Origin of the sequence: Kluyvera genomosp. 1 (genome assembly GCF_001266615.1) — a bacterium.
Classification (GTDB): Bacteria; Pseudomonadota; Gammaproteobacteria; order Enterobacterales; family Enterobacteriaceae; genus Kluyvera; species Kluyvera cryocrescens_A.
The window spans coordinates 64,875-82,814 of the sequence record NZ_LGHZ01000037.1; the positions used below are offsets into that span (position 1 = coordinate 64,875).

Sequence of the window (17,940 nt, forward strand, 5' to 3'; positions counted from 1 at the left end):
CCATTATGCAAGTTGGTTTAAAAACAGCATCGCTAACCACTTCCGCCCCGAATACCACCGGGCGCGGGAGTATTGATGCACCACAAACCGTCGGGCGTGTTAATACGCCTGAGGCGGTATCTACCCGTAACGCATTTCCTGAGGCTGCGCTGCTTTCGCGGCGCCCAATGCGCTACAACGTCCAGTTGAACCAGCAGCTTACCGCGGTGCAGCAAGCCGATAGCTATCTGGCCAAAACGGAAACGCAGCTGTTGCAGTTGCGTCAGTCCGCGTCGCGCGGCGGTGATTCAGGGGCGCAGGTTAGCGCATTGCAAAAGCACCTGACCCAGCGTACGCAGCTTTCAGGCGGTACGGTTGACCGTCATTTGACGGTTTCGCTGGGCCAAAAAAGCACGGTTAATTTTACTCTGCCGGGCAGCGAGAAATTACTGAGCCAGCCGGGGGGCGAAACGCTCATATTCTCGCTCGGGGGCCGTCAGCGGGAGATGGTGGCAGTAGCACTACCGCAGGAGGCGACGCCGCGACAGACGCTGCTCAAACTCAACGTCGGCCTGGGTCGTTTAGGGATTCACGCGAACCAGACGGGCAGCGGCCAGCTGATGTTCAGCGTGGACGAAAGCCGTTGGGATCGGGTGAGTGGGCAGCTCACCGTGCGCGGTGAAGGGAACCATTTCCCTGCCGATGCGTTTACGTTGCTTGCGCCACAGGCTGAAAATGCCAGTAGCGACGAGATGCTTACGCTCTCCGGTCGTCGGGAGCGAGAGGGGATGATGAAGCTGCAAAATACCCTTGAGCACATTACGACCCAGCGCAGCCAGCTGCGTCAGAAACAGGACCGTGTGACGTCGCGCATCGATGATATGTCGACGACCTATAGCCCGAAGCAGGCGCTGGAAACTTCACGCGGTTTGGGGGAGGCGCTTGGAAATAGCGGTGGCAATTACAGTTCACTGTCGCAGGCGCTTGGCGCGCAGGCGAATGTGCGTCTGGCGACGGTGAAAAATCTACTCGGATAGGCGCGTGAACCGGAGCGCGAGAGCTCCGGTTAGGCGTTAGTTGTGCATTGGGTAGAGGAAAATGGCGCCGTTTTGCCCGACAACCAGCGACTGGTTATTAAAGGAGATCGGCTCCATCCAGTAGTTGGAGTACATCAGCTGGTCGACAAGTCCATCAATCATCAGCCCTTTTTGCTCTGAGCTGTAGTAAATCGGCGTGAGGTTAAAGTAAATCCGGCGATGCTTTCTTTGCGTCGGCGTGAATTTCCCCTTCAGCACGAAACGATTGTCATTGGGGTTGGTAATCGTGGTCATGATCATTCCCCGCGTCGTTTGCAGGCGGACGTTATAGATCTCTTTTTGCTGCGACATCAGGTCGTAGAAGCCCATCTGAAACCCTCCTACAACCGAGTTTTGCGGCAGTGCGGAGTTAGCGGGATAGAGTTTTATCGCCAGTGCCCCCAGCGCAACCAACACCATCATCGTGACGATCAGCAGATTAACCCGCTTTGCACGTTGCCATTTCATTGAGCTTCCTCCGGGTTTCTCGCAAAATCAGGTTGTTAAGCTGTACCGTGTCGATACGCCAGTGATCGATAGCCATCGCCAGCTGCTTTTCATCGCATTTATTGGTCAGCATAAAGCTGTAGTTCAGCGACGAATTGGTGCTGTGAAAGTAGACATGCATCGATACCGACTTCAATCGAATCTGCTGATTGAGTGAATACAGGGAATCTTTGAGCTTGCTGTACAGGTTCGCAGACATATAGGCCGGGTCCCCCGAGGTTTCTACAGAATAAAGATGGATGTTGCTGTAGATGCCGGGCTGGATTTCCCGTACCACCTGGCGTTCACTCAAGCCGCTAAACAGATACCAGCTGGTGGCAAACGTCACGCAGATAGCTACCAGGAGGGTCAACAGGAAGAAAGGCATCCTGATACGGCGCGATTTTGTGGCAACAACCGGGGCCATGCTCAGCAGCGAGGGCTCACTGCGGTGCTCTGGCAATACGAGTTCGGCATCGAACTCTTCCGGCAGCGATAAGTTGTCATTTTCTCCGTCTATTGTCGCGACGGTTTCATCTTCCGTTTCGTTGACTTCATCTTCATCTTTTACCACTACGCAGCAGTACTCTGCTTCCAGCAGGTAGCCTTTACGCGGGATGGTTTTAATAATGCGCTGATTTTTGCCGTCATCTTCCAGCGCGGTACGCAATGCGTGAATCGCATTGGGCAGGCTGTTATTACCAATGACCCGGCGTTCCCATACCAGATTGGTCAGTTCTTCACGCGTGAAGATCTTACCGGCGTCCTGCACCAGTATATCGAGGAGTTTAAGCTGGTATTCCCCCAGTCTTTTGCGCTCGCCGGTCGTTAAATGAAGAATCGAACCAGACGCAACATCAACCAGCCAGTTATTAACAGAACAGTAGCGTTTATTCATTTATGTTTATGGATTCAACCACCCCAGGAAATGGTGACTATCAGTGGATACTCAACGTCCTCAGAAATTGTCTGATTGAGTTGTTAACTCCATTTAGAATTCTTAATGAATGCCGCGTGCCTGCGGGAGAGTACAGATGGACGTTCTATGCTTCCAGGAGAGGTGTCAGTTTACTGTTACAACGGAAATGCTTTCGTCTGTAATACGCCTCAACGGGAAGGAATAATTTTTTCCTGCGCTCTTTTTACGCGATAAAAGTGTGATGTGCAACAGACTTTTTAACAATGACGGTTGAATGAGAGGCGTTATTACGGTGCAAAGTTAACAATAATAGTTAAATAAAACTTATGTTAATTAGGTGATCGTGCAGTGAACCCGCTGTGTTATTACTGTGATCTAATTGCTTAACAGTATTATTTCTGTGCGGCGTTAATAAATATTAAGAAATAGATTTAATTTTTGTGCTTTTTTTGTCGTTTTAATATTGGTTTTGCTTTATATCGGAAATGTACGAGGGATGAATTAGGGGTAATCCGATTAAATTAACAGGGTTTATGGGATAAGTCTCTGGAAAATAACTATAGAGAGAGAATCAAAGAATAAAAAAAAGAATAAACCATAGGTGTTGAATGGGTATTTGTGCGGAAAAGAAGGAAACATCGTGATACAAAACGATGAACTCCTTATAGAAAGGTAAATGCGTTTGAGCGGCGACCACACCCGCGATTTAGGAAGCGAAGGGCTTTTCTATATAGAGAGAAGTTGCGCAAAGATGCAGGGCAAAGCGCGCAACAAGCTTGAGATGAAGATTTTAATGATTTTAAAACCATTAAAAATCAATTGCTTGTGCTTTTTATTTGCGGATTTTTCATCATTTTATTCATTGCGATTTAATCTTTGCTCCTGCCGTGTCGTCTTAAATTATTACAACAACTGAACACAGACGAAATAAGGAATCATTTATGTCTCTCTCTATCTTCACTAACGCAGCTTCCATGGCATCCACCAATGCGATGAACAAATCTAACAGCCTGCTGTCCACCGCGATGGAACGCCTGGGCACCGGTAAACGCATTAACTCTGCGTCTGACGATGCGGCTGGCCTCCAGATCGCGACCCGTCTGCAGGGTCAGACCAACGGTATGACCGTTGCACAGCGTAACATCTCCGATGCTACTGCACTGCTGCAGACTGCCGAAGGCGCGTTCGACGAAGTCAGCAACATTATGTACCGCATGAAAGACCTTGCATCACAGTCTGCGAACGACACCAACACTGATAAAGACCGTAAAGCTATCGACTCCGAGCTGAACGAGCTGAACAGCGAATTAAGCAACATCATGAAAAACACCTCTTATGCAGGTGACAAGCTGTTCACTGGCGCAGACAGCAAGTTTGCCAAAGAGCTGAGCTTCCAGATTGGTTCCAGCACTGATGAAACCATGAAAATTGACCTGTCAGCTTCCCTGAAAGGCGGCACCACTGCGTCTGGCGCAATGATTTCCTCTACGGGTGAATTCAACGGTATCAGCAATGCTTCCGGTGCATCACGTCCAGGTGCGAGCGGTGGCTACATGAACGGCACAAGCATTGAAATCAGTACCGCTGAAGGTGCTAAGGCGCTGATGGATAACCTGCAGGCTACTCTGGACAGCGTGGGTTCTGTACGTTCTACCCTGGGTGCCAACATCAACCGTCTGGGCCACACTGCGTCTAACCTGGCGAACATGAAAGACAATACCGACCTGGCATTGAGCAACATCCAGGATGCGGATTATGCGACCGAAGCATCAACCATGTCCCGTAACCAGCTGCTGGCGCAGACCAGCATGTCCATGCTGAAGCAGTCCAACAGCATGTCCAGCATGGTGATGTCCCTGCTGGGCTAATCCATTCCGGATTGAGCGTAACAAAACACCGCTGTATGGCGGTGTTTTTGTATCCGGCTTTCCCCTTCCCCCAGCCGGAAAAAGCGGAAATAGCCGTTCCTGCCAAAAATTAAATTAATTAAAATCAATAACTTAAAAACTGGCACGATAGTTGCTTTATATGTTGCATATCGATCGTAGCTTGCGTGCCTGGAGAACCTATTATGTCTGATTTCGACCCCTCAACACTGGCCACCCAGCTGGCTGGCTATGACATTATTGCGCTGCAAACTTCGATTGCAAAACAAACCAAAAACCTCAGTGCCCAAACCAAGGCGTTGGAGTCTCTGCGTAGCTCATTAACGTCTTTTCGCACCTCGATTAAGGCGTTGAACTCGACCACCGCTAGCGTGCTGAAAAACTCAGCCACTATGAACCAGGAAGGTATCGCGACCATCACCGCCAGCGCCAGTGCGAAGAAAGGGACCTACAGCCTCAACGTCACCCAGCTGGCGACCGCGCAGCAGAAAGGTTTTGCAGATCTCGACGATGAGGCGATTAAAAATGCTACTGGCACGCTGAAGATCGATCTCAATGGTGAAAGCATTGAAGTTGAGATGGACGGCCTCAATAGCCTTGCTGATTTTGCCGAAGCGATTAACAAAACCGACTTCCCGAGCGCATCGAACGCGAATACAGCAACCACTGCCCAGAACGGTGTTACCGCCTCTCTGATGCGCGTTGATGGCAAAGTGTCGTTGATTCTAAACAGCGATCAGAGCGGTAAGAAATACGATATCCAACTTGATACCAGCGGTATGACCAGCGGTCAGAATATTTTCGCTAAAGATAAAGAAGAGATTATTACCAAAGGTAAAGATGCGCTGTTCACCCTCGGCGATTCGACAAAAGAGTACTCCAGTAGCTCCAACACCTTAGACAGCCTGGTTGATGGCGTTTCTATCAAGCTGACCAGCACCACGGTAGAAGATAAGCCACTGGTGATCTCTATTGATACCGACACCACCGAAACTCAAACCCAAATCCAGACTTTCCTCGATGCCTATAACACGCTGCGTGACACCGTTTCTGGACTGACGGCGACCGGCAGCAGTTCCGATACCCGTGGCGCATTTGCGGGTGATGCCAGCATTTCTGCGCTGACCAGCGAGCTGAGCAATATGCTGCGCGGCACGTTTGGGGAACAGAATATGACGAAATTCGGTATCACCGCGGATAAAGACGGCAAGCTCAGCATCGACTCCGAGGTGCTGGAAAAACAGCTCAAAAACGATCCGCAGACCGTCGCCCAGTTCTTTAACGGCAACGATGGCCTGATCAAGTCGATGGATAAATCGCTGGATAAATACCTCAGCACCAGCAGCGGTCTGTTGAAAGGCCGTCAGGAAACGCTCGATCGCCAGCAGACGGAAATTGACAGCAAAACCGAAAAAATGAATACGCGTTACGAGTCTTCGTATAACCGCTATCTCAAGCAGTTTACTCAGCTCCAGTCGCTGATGACGCAGATGAACAACACCATGAGTATGTTTAGTTAATTCAAAGGGAAAGACCAGCAATGTACGGGAACGACCAGGAAGGCTTTGGCCTTTATCAACAATCCGATCTGGCTATTCAGGCCGCCGCTGCCAATCCGCACCAGCTGGTGCTGATGCTGTTCAACGGCCTGATGGATGAGCTGGTTCGTGCGAAGAGCCACATCACCGCACGCCGCTTCGAACGCAAAGCGCAGAGCATCAACAAGTGCATCGATATTCTCAATGCGCTCACCAGCGCGCTGGATTTTGACAAGGGCGGCGAGCTGGCGCTGAGCCTGGCCAACCTGTACGACTACTGCGTGTATCGCCTGTATGACGCGAGCCACAACCTGTCGATAGAGAATATCGAAGAGGTGGAAGTGATCCTCGGCAATATCCAGGAAGGCTGGGAAAAAATGGGCCAGGCGGCATGAGTACGCTCCAAAACATTCAGCGACTGACTCAGGCATTGCGTCAGGCCACGGAAGACCATAACTGGCCAGCGGTGGTTAACGTCGATGCCAAAATTGCCGAACTGCTGGCTGCCATTCAGGGAAAAGGCCTGGATGCGGCAGAGCGCCAGGCGATGGACGTACTTAAGAAGACGCACCAACAGGCGCGTGACTACTGCCAGGGTCAAAGCGACATGCTGGCGGAGAAAATGAGCCTGTCGGTACGCAATAGAGAAGGGGCAACGGCGTATGCCTTATTTACGGATGAAGGAGCAATGCGCTGATGGATATTCTTAACCTTTCTCAAGGTGCACTGAACGGCTCCGGGCTGCCGATGCAGGCTGAGCCGATTGCTGGGCAGGTCGCAGAAACCCCTGGCGCGCAAACGGCGGCGGGATTTAGCGATGCGCTGCTGAACGTTATCGATACGCTGATGGTTGGTCAGGGTTTGACCCCTACGCGTGATATCACCGTCAGCGCAAAACCGCTTTCGCTGGATGGCGATGACGAGTCCACCGATGACCTGCAGCAGTTAAGCGACGGATTGCTAAAAGATAACTCGCAGCAGCAGCTGCTGGAAACGCTGTTGATGACCAGCCAGATGCCAACGCAAAACCCGGGTTATGTTGGGACGGCAGAGCAGGCGAACGATTTGCTCATGGTCAATGCTCAGACGCTGGCGGCTTCACAAACATTGGCACGAGGCATGGCCCCATCGCTGCAGCAGCAGAATCTGGCAACACCGATGCCAGCGACGGGCACCACCACCACCGAATCAGCGGCGAGCGTGTTGCCGAGCAGCCAGCCCGTTTCTCCGGCGCTGATGACGGCAATGACCCCTGTGGCACCGATGATGACGCAGGCGCTGGAAGCCAGCAATACGTCAACGCCTGTCACGGCAACGGCCTCGGTACCTGCTACCACGCTGAAACTCGATCCTGAACCTTCCCGCTGGAGCGAGCAGCTGCAAAGTGCGCTGGGCGACCGTCTACAGGTCCAGGTGAAACAGCAGATTCAGCACGCCACTATCCGTCTCGACCCGCCGGATATGGGCAAAATTGATATCTCCATGCAGGTGGATAACGGACGCGTGCAGGTGCAAATCAACGCCAGCCACGCCGAGGTTTATCGCGCTTTACAGCAAACCAGCAACGATCTTCGCCAGAGTCTGACGGAGCAGAACTTTGTTCAGGTCAATGTGCAGGTGTCTTCCCAATCGGGCGGACAGCAGCAGGGCAAAGGACAGCAATTTACCGAACAACACAGCGCCATTCAGGCGGGTGCGGAGATGACGGCTGGCGCCTCAGCCTCGCAGGATCTTCGTGAAGATGACTCGGTTCTACTGACGGTTTAAGACAAGAATATTATGAACGCAAAAACACTCTCTTTTGGTCTCATTATCGCCCTCGTGACCGCCATGTTGGCGGCTGGCATGACGGTAGTGGGTACCCATTTACTGCGCATGGACGAAGCAACGGGCAGTAGCTTTTTATCCGGATTGTTCACCAGCTCTTCTAAAGAGTCCGTGGAGTTTGTGGAAATCAAAAACGTGGTCATCACGTTAAAGAGCAAATCGCAAAAGGAACGCTACCTGCTACTGGAGCTGAACCTGGCGACCAATAACCCAGAACATTCCCGCCGTGCGCAGGACATGATCCCGGCGGTACGCGGAGCGACCGTCAGCTTGCTGTCCGATCTTGACTACGACGAGGTCCGTGCCATGAGCGTAAGCGATCTGCACAACAAGCTGATGGAAGCCTACGCCGTGCGGTTTAGTAGCCTGAAGATGAACGTCCCGTTTGACGACGTCATCATCAGCAAAATGGTTTTCCAGTGATAGATACGCCGCAATGGAAATGATGGATTTTATGGCGAGTGACACCCTGACCCCGGCAGATGAGGCGCGGTACGTCAGCGCGTATCTGCCGCTGGTCAACAGGGTAGTGAAACAGCTTTCGTATCAGACCAGTAGCGTCATTGACCGGGAAGATATGGAGCAAATTGCGCTCATGGGGCTGCTGACGTCACTGCGTCGCTACGGTCATCCGGATGAGCAGTTTGCTGCTTACGCCGTGCAGCGCGTGCGCGGCGCGGTACTGGATGAGCTGCGCTTGCTCGACTGGCGTCCCCGCCGCCTGCGGCAAAAGACTCACAAATTAAACGACGGTATTCGCGAAATTGCGCGCCAACTCGGGCGGACGCCGAGCTTCGAGGATATTAACCGCCATCTGTCGATTACGGCAGAAGAGTACCAGGAATATTTATTGCTGGATTGTGCCAAAACGATAGAGAGCCTGGATGAGCTGTTAGGGAATGACGTTCACGCAGGCGCACTGGACAGCCGACCGCTGGAAGACGAAGTGGTCGTCAGCCGGACGTTGCGCAGTGCGCTAGCAGCGCTTGATGAGCGTGAACAGCTGATCCTGACGCTTTATTACCAGCATGAGATGAGCCTGAAAGAGATTGCGCTGGTCCTCGATTTAACCGAGGCCAGAGTGTGTCAGCTCAATAAAAAAATCGCCCAAAAAATTCAGTCTTTTTTCGAGAAGTGAAAGAGTTATGCAGAAACTATTCGGTATCATCATCATCATGGCGTGCGTGGTCGGCGGCTTCATTATGTCGGGCGGCCAGCTTTCGTCGTTCTGGCAGCCGGGTGAAATCATCATCATTCTGGGTGCGGGTCTGGGGGCGATGGTCCTCGCTAACCCTCGTGCCGTTCTGGCCGAAATGTTCCGCCAGTTTCGCGGCATCATGCGTAAAAATGAATACACAGACGAGTATCAGCGCCAGCTGCTGATGCTGCTGTATGAGCTGTTGGAACTGGTACAGGACGGCGGCCTGAAAGTGTTGGATGAGCACATTGAAGCGCCGGAAAACAGCCCGCTGTTTCAAAAATACCCGCTGATGCTGCGCGATAAAGCGCTGGTGACGTTTATCTCTGACAACTTCCGCCTGATGGCGATGGGCAAGATCAACGAGCACGAACTGGAAGGGATCCTCGAGCAGGAGCTGGGGGCAATGGAAGAGAACCTTCTGCAGCCATCGCGTTCATTGCAGCGTACCGCAGAAGCGATGCCGGGCTTCGGTATCTGTGCGGCGGTACTGGGGATTATCATCACCATGCAGTCCATCGACGGTTCCATTGCCGTTATCGGTGTGAAAGTTGCGGCGGCACTGGTCGGTACTTTCCTCGGCGTTTTCTTCTGTTACTGCTTTATGGATCCGGTGGCGAATGCCATGGAACAGCGCACCAAAAAACAGATCTCGGTGCTGGAGTGCGTGCGTACCGTGCTGGTTAACCACGTTGCTGGTAAGCCAACGCTGCTGGCGGTGGATGCGGGCCGTAAAATGCTGCCGATGGACACCAAACCGACGTTTGCCACGCTGGATGGCTGGGTCAACCAGATGGTCGGTGAATCCTGATGCGAGGCCGCAACAAAGAACATACCACGATCATCAAGCGTTCCTCGCGCAAAAGCCATGATGCCATTCATGGCGGCGCGTGGAAGGTGGCTTTTGCCGACTTTACGCTGGCGATGATGGCGCTGTTCATGGTGCTGTGGATCATGGGCGCGGTGACCGAAGAAGAACGAAAAGAGATTGTTTCGCTGCTGCACGGTGAATCAATTTTTGAGGGTAATTCCATTACCCCTGTGACCCAAAAAGACGGCAATGGTGGCCAGATCGCGTTGATTGGCGGGCGCCATGATGTCAGTGAAGAACAGCAAAAAACCGAAGCCAAAACCCAGGCTCAGGTTGCGCAGCAGATGAAAAATACGGAAAGCCTGGATGCGGTTAACGGTCGCTCTCAAAATGAGATCGAAGACCTGGCGCGGATGATCATGAAGATCACGTCAGCCTATGATGCGCAGGCTAACCTGAAGATGGAGATCGTCCCGCAGGGGCTGCGTATTCTGGTCACCGACGATCAGAAGCGCGAAATGTTCCAGCGCAGTAGCGCCATTCTGACGCCGTTCTTCAAACGTTTGCTGACCGAGTTTGCGCCAGAGCTCAACAAGATAGACAACAAAATTATTATTACCGGGCACACCGATGCCACCCGTTTCCGCGACCAGGATCTGTACAACAACTGGAACCTTTCCGGCGAACGTGCGATGCAGGCTCGCAAGGTGTTGACTCGCAGCGGGCTGGATGCCAGCAAAATTCTGCAGGTCAGTGGCATGGCGGATCAGATGCTGCTCGACCCGAATAACCCACTAAGCTCGGCGAACCGTCGTATCGAAATTATGGTACTGACGCATTCTGCCAGCGACACGTTGTATCAGTTCTTTGGCCAGCACGGTGAAAATGTCATCAAGCCGCTGACCGAAAAGCTGTCTAACGCTCGTTAACCTGATTGTTAAAGCTGTGAAACGTTTCTTCCTTATCATCCTTTTCGTACCCATGCGGGCGGTTGCTGCCCGATGGGTACCTCTTTTTTCACTCTTTTTACTGCTGCTGATGCCGATGGGCTACGTCAGCGCAAAGCCTCTGGCCACCAAAACGCCAGAAACCACGGCCGATAGCGAAGCGCTAAAACGTAAGCAAAATCGCGCCCGCCTGATGGCTAAAGCCAAAAAACGTACCGCCGTGGTCCCACAGACGCCGGAACAAAAGCGCCGTGAGCTCGCGCAAAAGCGCGCTGAGCGCGCGGAAAACCGCGAAATGCTGGCGATGCATAAGCGCTGGAAGCCGGGTGCTTTGGGCGGTTCGGAAACGCTGTGGAACGACGTGCAGGAAGGCAAAGTCGTGGCCAGTTCCGGCAAACCGCAAAAAAGCTTCCGCCTGCGAACCGTGCTCAGCCGTTTGCATGACCAGCTGGGTAAGCCTTATCTGTGGGGCGGCAACAGCCCGACGGATGGCTTCGACTGTAGCGGACTGGTGTTCTACGCCTTCAACCACGTGCTGGAGCGCAAACTGCCGCGCACGGCTAACGGTATGTTCCGCGATGACGGGCTGAAGTCCGTTCACCGGGCCAGCCTGAAGCAGGGGGATTTGGTGTTTTTCAATATTAACCAACGTCCCGGCGCTGATCACGTTGGCGTCTACCTCGGTGACGGTCGCTTTATTGAAGCACCGCGTACCGGGCTAAAAATTCGTATTAGCAAGTTGTCTGATGACTTCTGGCAATCACATTACCTTGGCGCTCGCCGCGTCTTGTAAAACTATCTTCTGAATTGAGACCGCAACCATGACCGTAACTCGCATGAAATTCGCCATTGATGATGGCTCGACCAACGTAAAAATTAGCTGGATTGAAAACGGCACCCTGAAAACCGTGGTCTCGCCGAACTCGTTCCGCAAAGACTGGAAAAGCGCGGCGCTGCTGCGCGGTCAGTCGGTGTACAACTACACCATCGGCACCACCAAATACACCTACGATGCGACGTCCGATAAAGCGCTGTCCACCACCCATATCGACTACCAGTATGACGATCTGAACCTGCTGGCAGTGCACCACGCGCTGCTGCTGACTGGTCTCGCGCCGTGCGACGTGGAAGTGATCGTGACGCTGCCTATCACCCAGTTCTACAACCCGGACGATTGCCAGCGCAATGAAAGCCGCATTGAAGCGAAACGCCGCAACCTGATGCGCGATATCTCGCTCAACAAAGGCGAGCTGTTCCGTATTGCTGACGTACAGGTGATGCCCGAAAGCCTGCCTGCGGCACTGTCGCACCTGCTGAACTCCAACGTCACCGAATTCACCAAATCGTTGGTGATTGACTGCGGCGGCACCACGCTGGATATGGGCGTGATCGTCGGCGAGTTTGACGATGTTTCAGCGATTTACGGTAACAACGAAATCGGCGTGGCGATGGTCACCGATGCGACGCGTAAACTGCTGGCAGCGGCGGATAGCGACTCCAGCTACCTGGTGGCGAACGAACTGATTAAACGCCGTCACGACATGGAGTTTGTGAAAAGCGTGATTAACGATGAGTCGCGCATTGAAGAGATCCTCGAACGCGTAGAAATCAAAATCCAGGAGCTGGGCGACCAGGTGGCTTACGAAGCGAAGAAATTCGCTAAGAACCCGAACCGGGTGTATCTGGTCGGCGGCGGCGCGCACCTGATTGAGTCTGCGGTTCGTGAAACGTATGCCACCCTTGGCGATCGCGTCGTGACGATTGAAAACCCGCAGAGCGCGCTGTCCCGCGAAATTTGCCTGTATCACGCAGACTCTGGCGTGGAAACGGTCGCGGCACCGCACATGGCTGAGGTGGGCGACGATGAGTAACAGGCACATTCGCCGCGTAAGTCTCTCGCTGCATTTGTCGCCGGAGCATTCGCGCGCCGATCTGCGCGCGATGCTGCAACTGAAGAAATGGCATCAGGAGTTGAACCAGACGGGGACGAATCCGGGTGATGCCAATATGGAGATGCGCCGCTTTCATCGTAATGTCTATCTGGCGGGGCTGCAGCTGCAGCTGCTGAATCCGCAGCTTTGCAGTCATGTGGCCGAATCAATGGGCCGCGATAAACTGACGCTTGATGAGCTGTGCGGTGAGTTGGTCAGCGCACAGCTGCTGCCGATCCCGCCGGGTGAGGCACCTGCGCCCACCCCGGCGTCAGAACCGGCAGTATCCAGCGATGATTTCAGCAAACAGCAGCTGCGGCAGATGCGTGCGTTGATGTCGGAAGCGTTGTCACGCCAGCCCGCCCCGGTGGCGGCCGCACCGGATGACGCTTCCCGAGAGGAGCTGGCGCTGCTTCGCGGCGAAGTCGCGCAGCTAAAAACGCTGCTCAATCAGCAACACCTGCTGCTGCAACAGATCCGCATGTCCGGTCGCGCTGCGGCACCTGCCGCTGAGAATGCAAAAAGCGGGCAGGCTGAAGAGCTGGATTTAAGCACACTCGGAGCCCCCGCGCAGAAGATGAAGCAGATCCGCCAGAAAGGTATTTTCTAAGCTGCGATAGCCCGCTTTATTCCCGGTGATGCTTAAGTTTTTCCGCTTAATGTCGCTTTGTCTGAACAGGTTGTTTCTGTGAGAAGTCGATATGGACAAGAGTATTCATTACGTCATTCGCTGTGTCGAAGACGCGAAGTTCGACATGGGCATTGATTTCGTCATTCAGCCTATTTTCGATTTATCCCGCTTCGCCTGTATTGGCGGCGAAGTGCTGGTGCGCGGTACCCACCGCCGCAACGTGGTGCCGCCAGCGGAGTTCATCCAACAGCTTGAAGAGAACGGTTCCATCGTGGAGATGGGCTATTACGTGATGGAAAAAGCGCTGACGTTTATCGCGCAAAAGCACGTGGATAGCCAGGAAGAGTATCTGTTCACACTCAATATTTCGGCCGTACAGCTCAACGATGCAGATTTTGCCCATCATGCGCTGGCTATCGTGACGCGGCTAAAGCTCAGTACGGCGCAGCTGGTGTTTGAAATCACCCAAAGCGCAGTGCCGCTGACCGATACTGCGCGTGAAAACCTTCAAATGCTGCAGGAGGCGGGTATCAATATTGCGTGGGACGGTATTGGCACACTCGACGCGCTCAGAGAACGGCTGGCATTCTGGGAGCCTGACTATATCAAGCTCGATCGTGGCTGCCTGGGCCACGGCAAACAGGATGTGACGGAGCAGATGCTAGCGCTTATCGCTGAACACGATGCTGATGTGGTGATTGAAGGCGTTGAGAACTACACGCAAATCTCCAGCATGCTGAAACAGGGCGTGAAGTACGGGCAAGGTTACCTGTTCTCTCGACCGATCAGCAAAGAGAGTTTCCAGAGAGAATATATGCAGCATCAGCAGGTTAAAACCCACGCATCGTCTGCGCTGCGATAAGTGATACGTCAAAGAGAATACGTGCGATGTACAGCAAATTGACCGGCAAAGCCTGCCGCAAAAATTATGCGCTGGTGGGCCTGGTCTTCTTAAGCTCGATTGCCCTGGCGCTGTGGCTGACGTTCGATATTGCCGAACGCCAGATGAACGAACAGATAGCCTATCAGGCCGTCCCTCTTCGCAATGCGATTGATAATCTGCTTGATGAGACCTACCGCGTGGCGAGTGAGTCGGCTAGCCTGGCCGGTCAGCCTTGTAATCGACAGCAGGAAAATCGCCTGAATACGCTGCCTGCGCGTGAATTACGTATGCTGGTGGTGAGCCTGCTGGAGGGTAATCGGATTTACTGCTCATCACTGCTAGATAATAAAGGCGCGGAAATCGATCTCAGTAGTTTCAGTGCGCAGGGCATTAAGATTGACGATTCAATCGCCTCCGTGGGGATTCCTGCATTTTCCCTATATCGACGTTTTGCACAGGGTGGCGTCATGGTATCTGCGGATTTACGCAGCCTCAGGGGCATTATGGGCATAACTAATCAGGAGGACCGGTTTGCGCTGTTGGTACATAATAATGTCCTGACGCAAAACGGTATTCTGAAAGGTCTTGAAGCGGAAAAAGGCAGAGCGGAATATCCGCAACGGCAAGAATCGACGCTTTACTCGCTGGCCTGGCGCTCTCCCAAACCCCAGGATGTGTGGCGTGAAGTGTTGGGGTCCTTACTCTATTTGATGATTATTATCGTCACGCCGCTGCTGTTAACGGTACTCGCCTGGTCGCTGCTGACGCGCCGTCGCTCGTTGTATCAGTATCTGGTGAACGCGGTACATGACGATCGCATTATTCCCTACTATCAGCCCATTATCTGCGCCCGCAGCAATCGCGTTATCGGGGCAGAAATTCTGGCGCGCTGGGAACACCCGGAAATTGGCTTTGTGCCGCCGGATATTTTTATTCCGGTGGCGGAGAAAACGCAGACCATTGGCCTGATGACGGAAAACCTGTTGAAGCGGGTGATTGCCGACTGCCAGCGCCCGGGAAATCTGCTGCCAGAAGGGTTTATCTTCAATGTGAATATCAGCCACAGCCACCTGTCAGGCAGCGATTTCAGCGCGTTTGCCTGTGAGTTTGGCGCGCGTTTCCAAAAGCTGAGGCAGCGGCTGACCTTCGAGTTTACCGAAAATGAGCAGATTGATTTAAACGGTGACATTCTGGAGAAGGTCAGAGTGATCCGCGACAGCGGTATCGCGATTTCGCTGGATGATTTCGGGACCGGCTTTTCGAATCTTTCGTGGATAGCCAGTCTCAATCCGGACAGCATCAAAATAGACCGCATGTTCATTAATCAGATTTCGCCGGATGCCTCGACGCCGCTGATTAACTGCGTGATTGATATGGCCAAGCAGATGGGGATCCAGACGGTGGCCGAAGGCGTCGAGCATGACTATCAGGTTTCCTGGCTACAGGAAAACAAGATCGACTACTTCCAGGGCTATTTCTATTCAAAACCACTGACGTTCAGCGCATTTGCCGACTATTTTCGCCACGACATTATGACTCAACACCTCCGGTTCCCGAGCGACACTTCTTTACAGCACTAAGACTGGCGGATCGCTAAGATAAACCTCGTGATAATACGAGGTGAACATGCGCAAATTTTTCAGTCGACAGCGGGCGTTACGCTGGCTGCGTGAAGGGGTGATACTGCTGGTTATCGGTGCGGCTATCGTATGGGGGGTGGATCAATACCGCCAGCCTGCATTGCCGGACACCTTCTCTGGGACGGTGATGTCGACCATTGATGGCCGGGCGGTGGATTTTGCTGCCCTCAGCGAACAAAAACCGCTGCTGGTTTACGTTTGGGCGACCTGGTGCAACGTGTGCCGCTTCACCTCGCCATCGGTCAATAAGCTCGCCGAGCAGGGCGGCAATGTGGTGAGCATTGCGATGCGCTCCGGCGATGACCGGCGGTTAGCGCAGTGGATGCATAAAAAAGATCTGATGATGCCGGTGATTAACGACCCGCGCGGCGAACTGGCGCAGCGCTGGCAGGTGAGCGTCACGCCGACGCTGGTGGTGATTGATAAGGGCCAACCGGTAAGCGCTACCACCGGCTGGACCAGTTACTGGGGTATGAAGCTGCGTCTGTGGTGGGCTGGCATCACCGCATAACACCATTATTGCTTTCTTGATAACAGTCTATTGCTATTTATACCATTTATGTAATCAGTCCGCGGTCGTATCCTTCTTCGCATCACGTTGCTACCGGCAACGCCTCATTCGAAACAGGATACGACCATGAAAACCCTTACCGCGATTTTTGCTGCTTCTCTTCTCTCCGTTGCTGCGTTTAGTGCCTCTGCGCAAAGCATCACGGCTTCTGGCTCTACCCTCGATTCCGCCGAAGCGGCAATCGCCCAGAAGGCGAAAAAAATGAACGCCTCCGAATACAAAATCACCAGCGCGCGCATGGGCAACACCGTGACCATGAGCGCAGAACTGTATAAATAAGCGCGAGGGAAAACAGTATGTTATTCGATAAATATGATCTGAATGCGCTGTCGCTGGCGAACCGTATCGTGATGCCACCGATGACACGCTCCCGCGCTGGGGCAGGCGATGTGGCCACCGACATGATGGCCGAATACTACGCACAGCGCGCCAGCGCCGGGCTTATCATCAGCGAAGGGACTCAAATTAGCCAGCAGGGCCAGGGCTACGCCTGGACGCCGGGCATGTACTCCGACGCTCAGGTGGCGGGGTGGAAAAAAGTGACCGACGCGGTGCATCAGGCGGGCGGTAAAATCTTTGCTCAGCTTTGGCACGTTGGACGCGTTTCACATCACGTTCTCCAGCCCAACGGCGGAACGCCCGTTTCTTCTTCGGCGATTCAGGCGGATGGCGTAAAAGTGTTTGTGGATATGGAAGGCCGTGGCCCGGAAAACGGCGTGGGTGAGATGATGCAGCACGACATGCCGCGTGCGCTGCGCACGGATGAAATTCCGGCGATCGTGAACGACTACGCCCTGGCCGCACGTAATGCTATCGCGGCGGGCTTTGACGGTATTGAACTGCACGGCGCAAATGGCTACCTGATTAACCAGTTTATTGATTCTCAGGCCAACCTGCGCGATGACGAATACGGCGGCTCGCTGCACAATCGCCTGCGTTTTATGCGTGAAGTGGTGGCAGCCGTTTCACAAGCGATTGGTAAAGAGCGCGTGGGCATTCGCCTGGCACCACTGACCACCCTGATGGGCTCTCGTGACGATACGCCGGAGGCCACTTATCTGGCGGCCGCCAGCGTGCTGAGTGAAATGGGGATTGCTTATATCCATATTGCTGAAGCCGACTGGGAAGACGCACCGGTAATGCCGGCGGCGTTTAAAGAAGCGCTGCGGATTATCTTCCACGGCACGCTGATTTACTCGGGCAAATACACCAAAGCCCGTGCAGAAGAGGTGCTGGCGAAAGGCTGGGCGGATTTGATTGGCTTTGGCCGTCCGTTTATCGCCAACCCGGATCTGCCGTATCGCCTGGAACACGATCTGCCGCTGAATGCGCCGGTGAAAGAGCAATTCTTTGGCGGCGGGAAGGCGGGATACGTGGATTACCCGGCGGCTCGCTAAGCGCTGCCTCCCCTCACCCCGGCCCTCTCCCCACAGGGGAGAGGGGGAAATGCAGAGAATACCTGTACGAGTCTGCCCTTCACCTCGGCCCTCTCCCATGAGAAAAATGGTAGTGGAGAGAGTAGAGAGAGCGGCAGTGGTTTTCTCTTTCCTGAAGGATGCGTGCGGAAAAACAGACGACGCCCAACGGTTCCCTCTCCCCCGTGGGGAGAGGGTTAGG

The 17,940-nt window shown here is 53.5% G+C and carries 20 protein-coding genes; 18 read left to right on the plus strand and 2 right to left on the minus strand.

What is annotated here, in order from left to right; translation table 11 throughout:
• The first annotated feature begins 5 nt into the window (after positions 1-5).
• Entirely contained in the window at positions 6-1,016 is a 1,011-nt protein-coding gene (locus KP80_RS18310; protein ID WP_052285056.1) for a hypothetical protein, read from the plus strand.
• A 36-nt stretch (positions 1,017-1,052) separates the two neighbouring features.
• Here the strand turns inward: KP80_RS18310 and KP80_RS18315 are convergent, their stop codons facing one another.
• Positions 1,053-1,523 (minus strand): hypothetical protein, encoded by a 471-nt coding sequence (locus tag KP80_RS18315; protein ID WP_052285057.1) that lies wholly within the window; start codon positions 1,521-1,523, stop codon positions 1,053-1,055.
• On the minus strand, positions 1,495-2,439 hold the full coding sequence (locus KP80_RS18320) for a winged helix-turn-helix domain-containing protein (protein WP_052285058.1): 945 nt from the start codon (positions 2,437-2,439) through the stop codon (positions 1,495-1,497). Before KP80_RS18320 ends, KP80_RS18315 begins: the two co-directional genes overlap by 29 nt.
• Positions 2,440-3,401: 962 nt before the next feature.
• On the opposite strand from KP80_RS18320, the gene KP80_RS18325 reads away from it, so the two are divergent.
• The 17 genes from KP80_RS18325 to KP80_RS18405 all read left to right on the plus strand — a co-directional run bounded on the left by KP80_RS18325 (position 3,402) and on the right by KP80_RS18405 (position 17,720).
• Positions 3,402-4,328 (plus strand): flagellin, encoded by a 927-nt coding sequence (locus tag KP80_RS18325; RefSeq protein ID WP_052285059.1) that lies wholly within the window; start codon positions 3,402-3,404, stop codon positions 4,326-4,328.
• A 203-nt stretch (positions 4,329-4,531) separates the two neighbouring features.
• Positions 4,532-5,866, plus strand: a complete 1,335-nt coding sequence (gene fliD / locus KP80_RS18330) for a flagellar filament capping protein FliD (protein ID WP_052285060.1) — start codon at positions 4,532-4,534, stop codon at positions 5,864-5,866.
• A gap of 20 nt (positions 5,867-5,886) precedes the next feature.
• Complete coding sequence (gene fliS, locus KP80_RS18335) at positions 5,887-6,279, plus strand: flagellar export chaperone FliS (RefSeq protein WP_052285061.1); 393 nt, start codon at positions 5,887-5,889, stop codon at positions 6,277-6,279.
• Complete coding sequence (locus KP80_RS18340; protein ID WP_052285062.1) at positions 6,276-6,581, plus strand: hypothetical protein; 306 nt, start codon at positions 6,276-6,278, stop codon at positions 6,579-6,581. Before fliS ends, KP80_RS18340 begins: the two co-directional genes overlap by 4 nt.
• Positions 6,581-7,651, plus strand: coding sequence for a flagellar hook-length control protein FliK (locus KP80_RS18345; RefSeq protein ID WP_052285063.1), 1,071 nt, complete (start codon positions 6,581-6,583; stop codon positions 7,649-7,651). The genes KP80_RS18340 and KP80_RS18345 overlap by 1 nt, the downstream gene beginning before the upstream one ends.
• A gap of 12 nt (positions 7,652-7,663) precedes the next feature.
• Entirely contained in the window at positions 7,664-8,134 is a 471-nt protein-coding gene (locus KP80_RS18350) for a flagellar basal body-associated FliL family protein (protein ID WP_052285064.1), read from the plus strand.
• Between the two features lie 19 nt (positions 8,135-8,153).
• A complete protein-coding gene (locus tag KP80_RS18355) occupies positions 8,154-8,849 on the plus strand; it encodes a FliA/WhiG family RNA polymerase sigma factor (protein WP_082221763.1) in 696 nt (231 codons plus the stop codon).
• Positions 8,850-8,856: 7 nt separating this feature from the next.
• On the plus strand, positions 8,857-9,720 hold the full coding sequence (gene motA / locus KP80_RS18360; RefSeq protein ID WP_052285066.1) for a flagellar motor stator protein MotA: 864 nt from the start codon (positions 8,857-8,859) through the stop codon (positions 9,718-9,720).
• Positions 9,720-10,649, plus strand: a complete 930-nt coding sequence (gene lafU / locus KP80_RS18365) for a putative lateral flagellar export/assembly protein LafU (RefSeq protein WP_052285067.1) — start codon at positions 9,720-9,722, stop codon at positions 10,647-10,649. The genes motA and lafU overlap by 1 nt, the downstream gene beginning before the upstream one ends.
• A 16-nt stretch (positions 10,650-10,665) precedes the next feature.
• A complete protein-coding gene (locus KP80_RS18370; protein ID WP_231625939.1) occupies positions 10,666-11,460 on the plus strand; it encodes a C40 family peptidase in 795 nt (264 codons plus the stop codon).
• 28 nt (positions 11,461-11,488) lie between these two features.
• Positions 11,489-12,538 (plus strand): plasmid segregation protein ParM domain-containing protein, encoded by a 1,050-nt coding sequence (parM, locus tag KP80_RS18375; RefSeq protein ID WP_082221762.1) that lies wholly within the window; start codon positions 11,489-11,491, stop codon positions 12,536-12,538.
• Positions 12,531-13,208, plus strand: coding sequence for a hypothetical protein (locus KP80_RS18380; RefSeq protein ID WP_052285070.1), 678 nt, complete (start codon positions 12,531-12,533; stop codon positions 13,206-13,208). The genes parM and KP80_RS18380 overlap by 8 nt, the downstream gene beginning before the upstream one ends.
• A 91-nt stretch (positions 13,209-13,299) precedes the next feature.
• The gene (locus KP80_RS18385; protein ID WP_052285071.1) at positions 13,300-14,091 is read left to right on the plus strand and encodes an EAL domain-containing protein; all 792 of its coding nucleotides are present in this window, start codon (positions 13,300-13,302) and stop codon (positions 14,089-14,091) included.
• A gap of 26 nt (positions 14,092-14,117) precedes the next feature.
• Positions 14,118-15,692 (plus strand): EAL domain-containing protein, encoded by a 1,575-nt coding sequence (locus tag KP80_RS18390; RefSeq protein WP_052285072.1) that lies wholly within the window; start codon positions 14,118-14,120, stop codon positions 15,690-15,692.
• A 46-nt stretch (positions 15,693-15,738) separates the two neighbouring features.
• Complete coding sequence (locus tag KP80_RS18395) at positions 15,739-16,263, plus strand: protein disulfide oxidoreductase (protein WP_052285073.1); 525 nt, start codon at positions 15,739-15,741, stop codon at positions 16,261-16,263.
• A gap of 126 nt (positions 16,264-16,389) precedes the next feature.
• Positions 16,390-16,602 (plus strand): DUF1471 domain-containing protein, encoded by a 213-nt coding sequence (locus tag KP80_RS18400; RefSeq protein WP_052285074.1) that lies wholly within the window; start codon positions 16,390-16,392, stop codon positions 16,600-16,602.
• Between the two features lie 17 nt (positions 16,603-16,619).
• Positions 16,620-17,720: an alkene reductase gene (locus KP80_RS18405; protein WP_052285075.1), complete on the plus strand. Its 1,101-nt coding sequence runs from the start codon at positions 16,620-16,622 to the stop codon at positions 17,718-17,720.
• The last annotated feature ends 220 nt before the right edge of the window (positions 17,721-17,940 follow it).

Coding starts and splice junctions, on each gene's coding strand:
- KP80_RS18310 (WP_052285056.1), top strand. CDS start 6: ATGCAAGTTGGTTTAAAAACAGCATCGCTAACCACTTCCGCCCCGAAT.
- KP80_RS18315 (WP_052285057.1), bottom strand. CDS start 1,523: ATGAAATGGCAACGTGCAAAGCGGGTTAATCTGCTGATCGTCACGATG.
- KP80_RS18320 (WP_052285058.1), bottom strand. CDS start 2,439: ATGAATAAACGCTACTGTTCTGTTAATAACTGGCTGGTTGATGTTGCG.
- KP80_RS18325 (WP_052285059.1), top strand. CDS start 3,402: ATGTCTCTCTCTATCTTCACTAACGCAGCTTCCATGGCATCCACCAAT.
- fliD (WP_052285060.1), top strand. CDS start 4,532: ATGTCTGATTTCGACCCCTCAACACTGGCCACCCAGCTGGCTGGCTAT.
- fliS (WP_052285061.1), top strand. CDS start 5,887: ATGTACGGGAACGACCAGGAAGGCTTTGGCCTTTATCAACAATCCGAT.
- KP80_RS18340 (WP_052285062.1), top strand. CDS start 6,276: ATGAGTACGCTCCAAAACATTCAGCGACTGACTCAGGCATTGCGTCAG.
- KP80_RS18345 (WP_052285063.1), top strand. CDS start 6,581: ATGGATATTCTTAACCTTTCTCAAGGTGCACTGAACGGCTCCGGGCTG.
- KP80_RS18350 (WP_052285064.1), top strand. CDS start 7,664: ATGAACGCAAAAACACTCTCTTTTGGTCTCATTATCGCCCTCGTGACC.
- KP80_RS18355 (WP_082221763.1), top strand. CDS start 8,154: ATGATGGATTTTATGGCGAGTGACACCCTGACCCCGGCAGATGAGGCG.
- motA (WP_052285066.1), top strand. CDS start 8,857: ATGCAGAAACTATTCGGTATCATCATCATCATGGCGTGCGTGGTCGGC.
- lafU (WP_052285067.1), top strand. CDS start 9,720: ATGCGAGGCCGCAACAAAGAACATACCACGATCATCAAGCGTTCCTCG.
- parM (WP_082221762.1), top strand. CDS start 11,489: ATGACCGTAACTCGCATGAAATTCGCCATTGATGATGGCTCGACCAAC.
- KP80_RS18380 (WP_052285070.1), top strand. CDS start 12,531: ATGAGTAACAGGCACATTCGCCGCGTAAGTCTCTCGCTGCATTTGTCG.
- KP80_RS18385 (WP_052285071.1), top strand. CDS start 13,300: ATGGACAAGAGTATTCATTACGTCATTCGCTGTGTCGAAGACGCGAAG.
- KP80_RS18390 (WP_052285072.1), top strand. CDS start 14,118: ATGTACAGCAAATTGACCGGCAAAGCCTGCCGCAAAAATTATGCGCTG.
- KP80_RS18395 (WP_052285073.1), top strand. CDS start 15,739: ATGCGCAAATTTTTCAGTCGACAGCGGGCGTTACGCTGGCTGCGTGAA.
- KP80_RS18400 (WP_052285074.1), top strand. CDS start 16,390: ATGAAAACCCTTACCGCGATTTTTGCTGCTTCTCTTCTCTCCGTTGCT.
- KP80_RS18405 (WP_052285075.1), top strand. CDS start 16,620: ATGTTATTCGATAAATATGATCTGAATGCGCTGTCGCTGGCGAACCGT.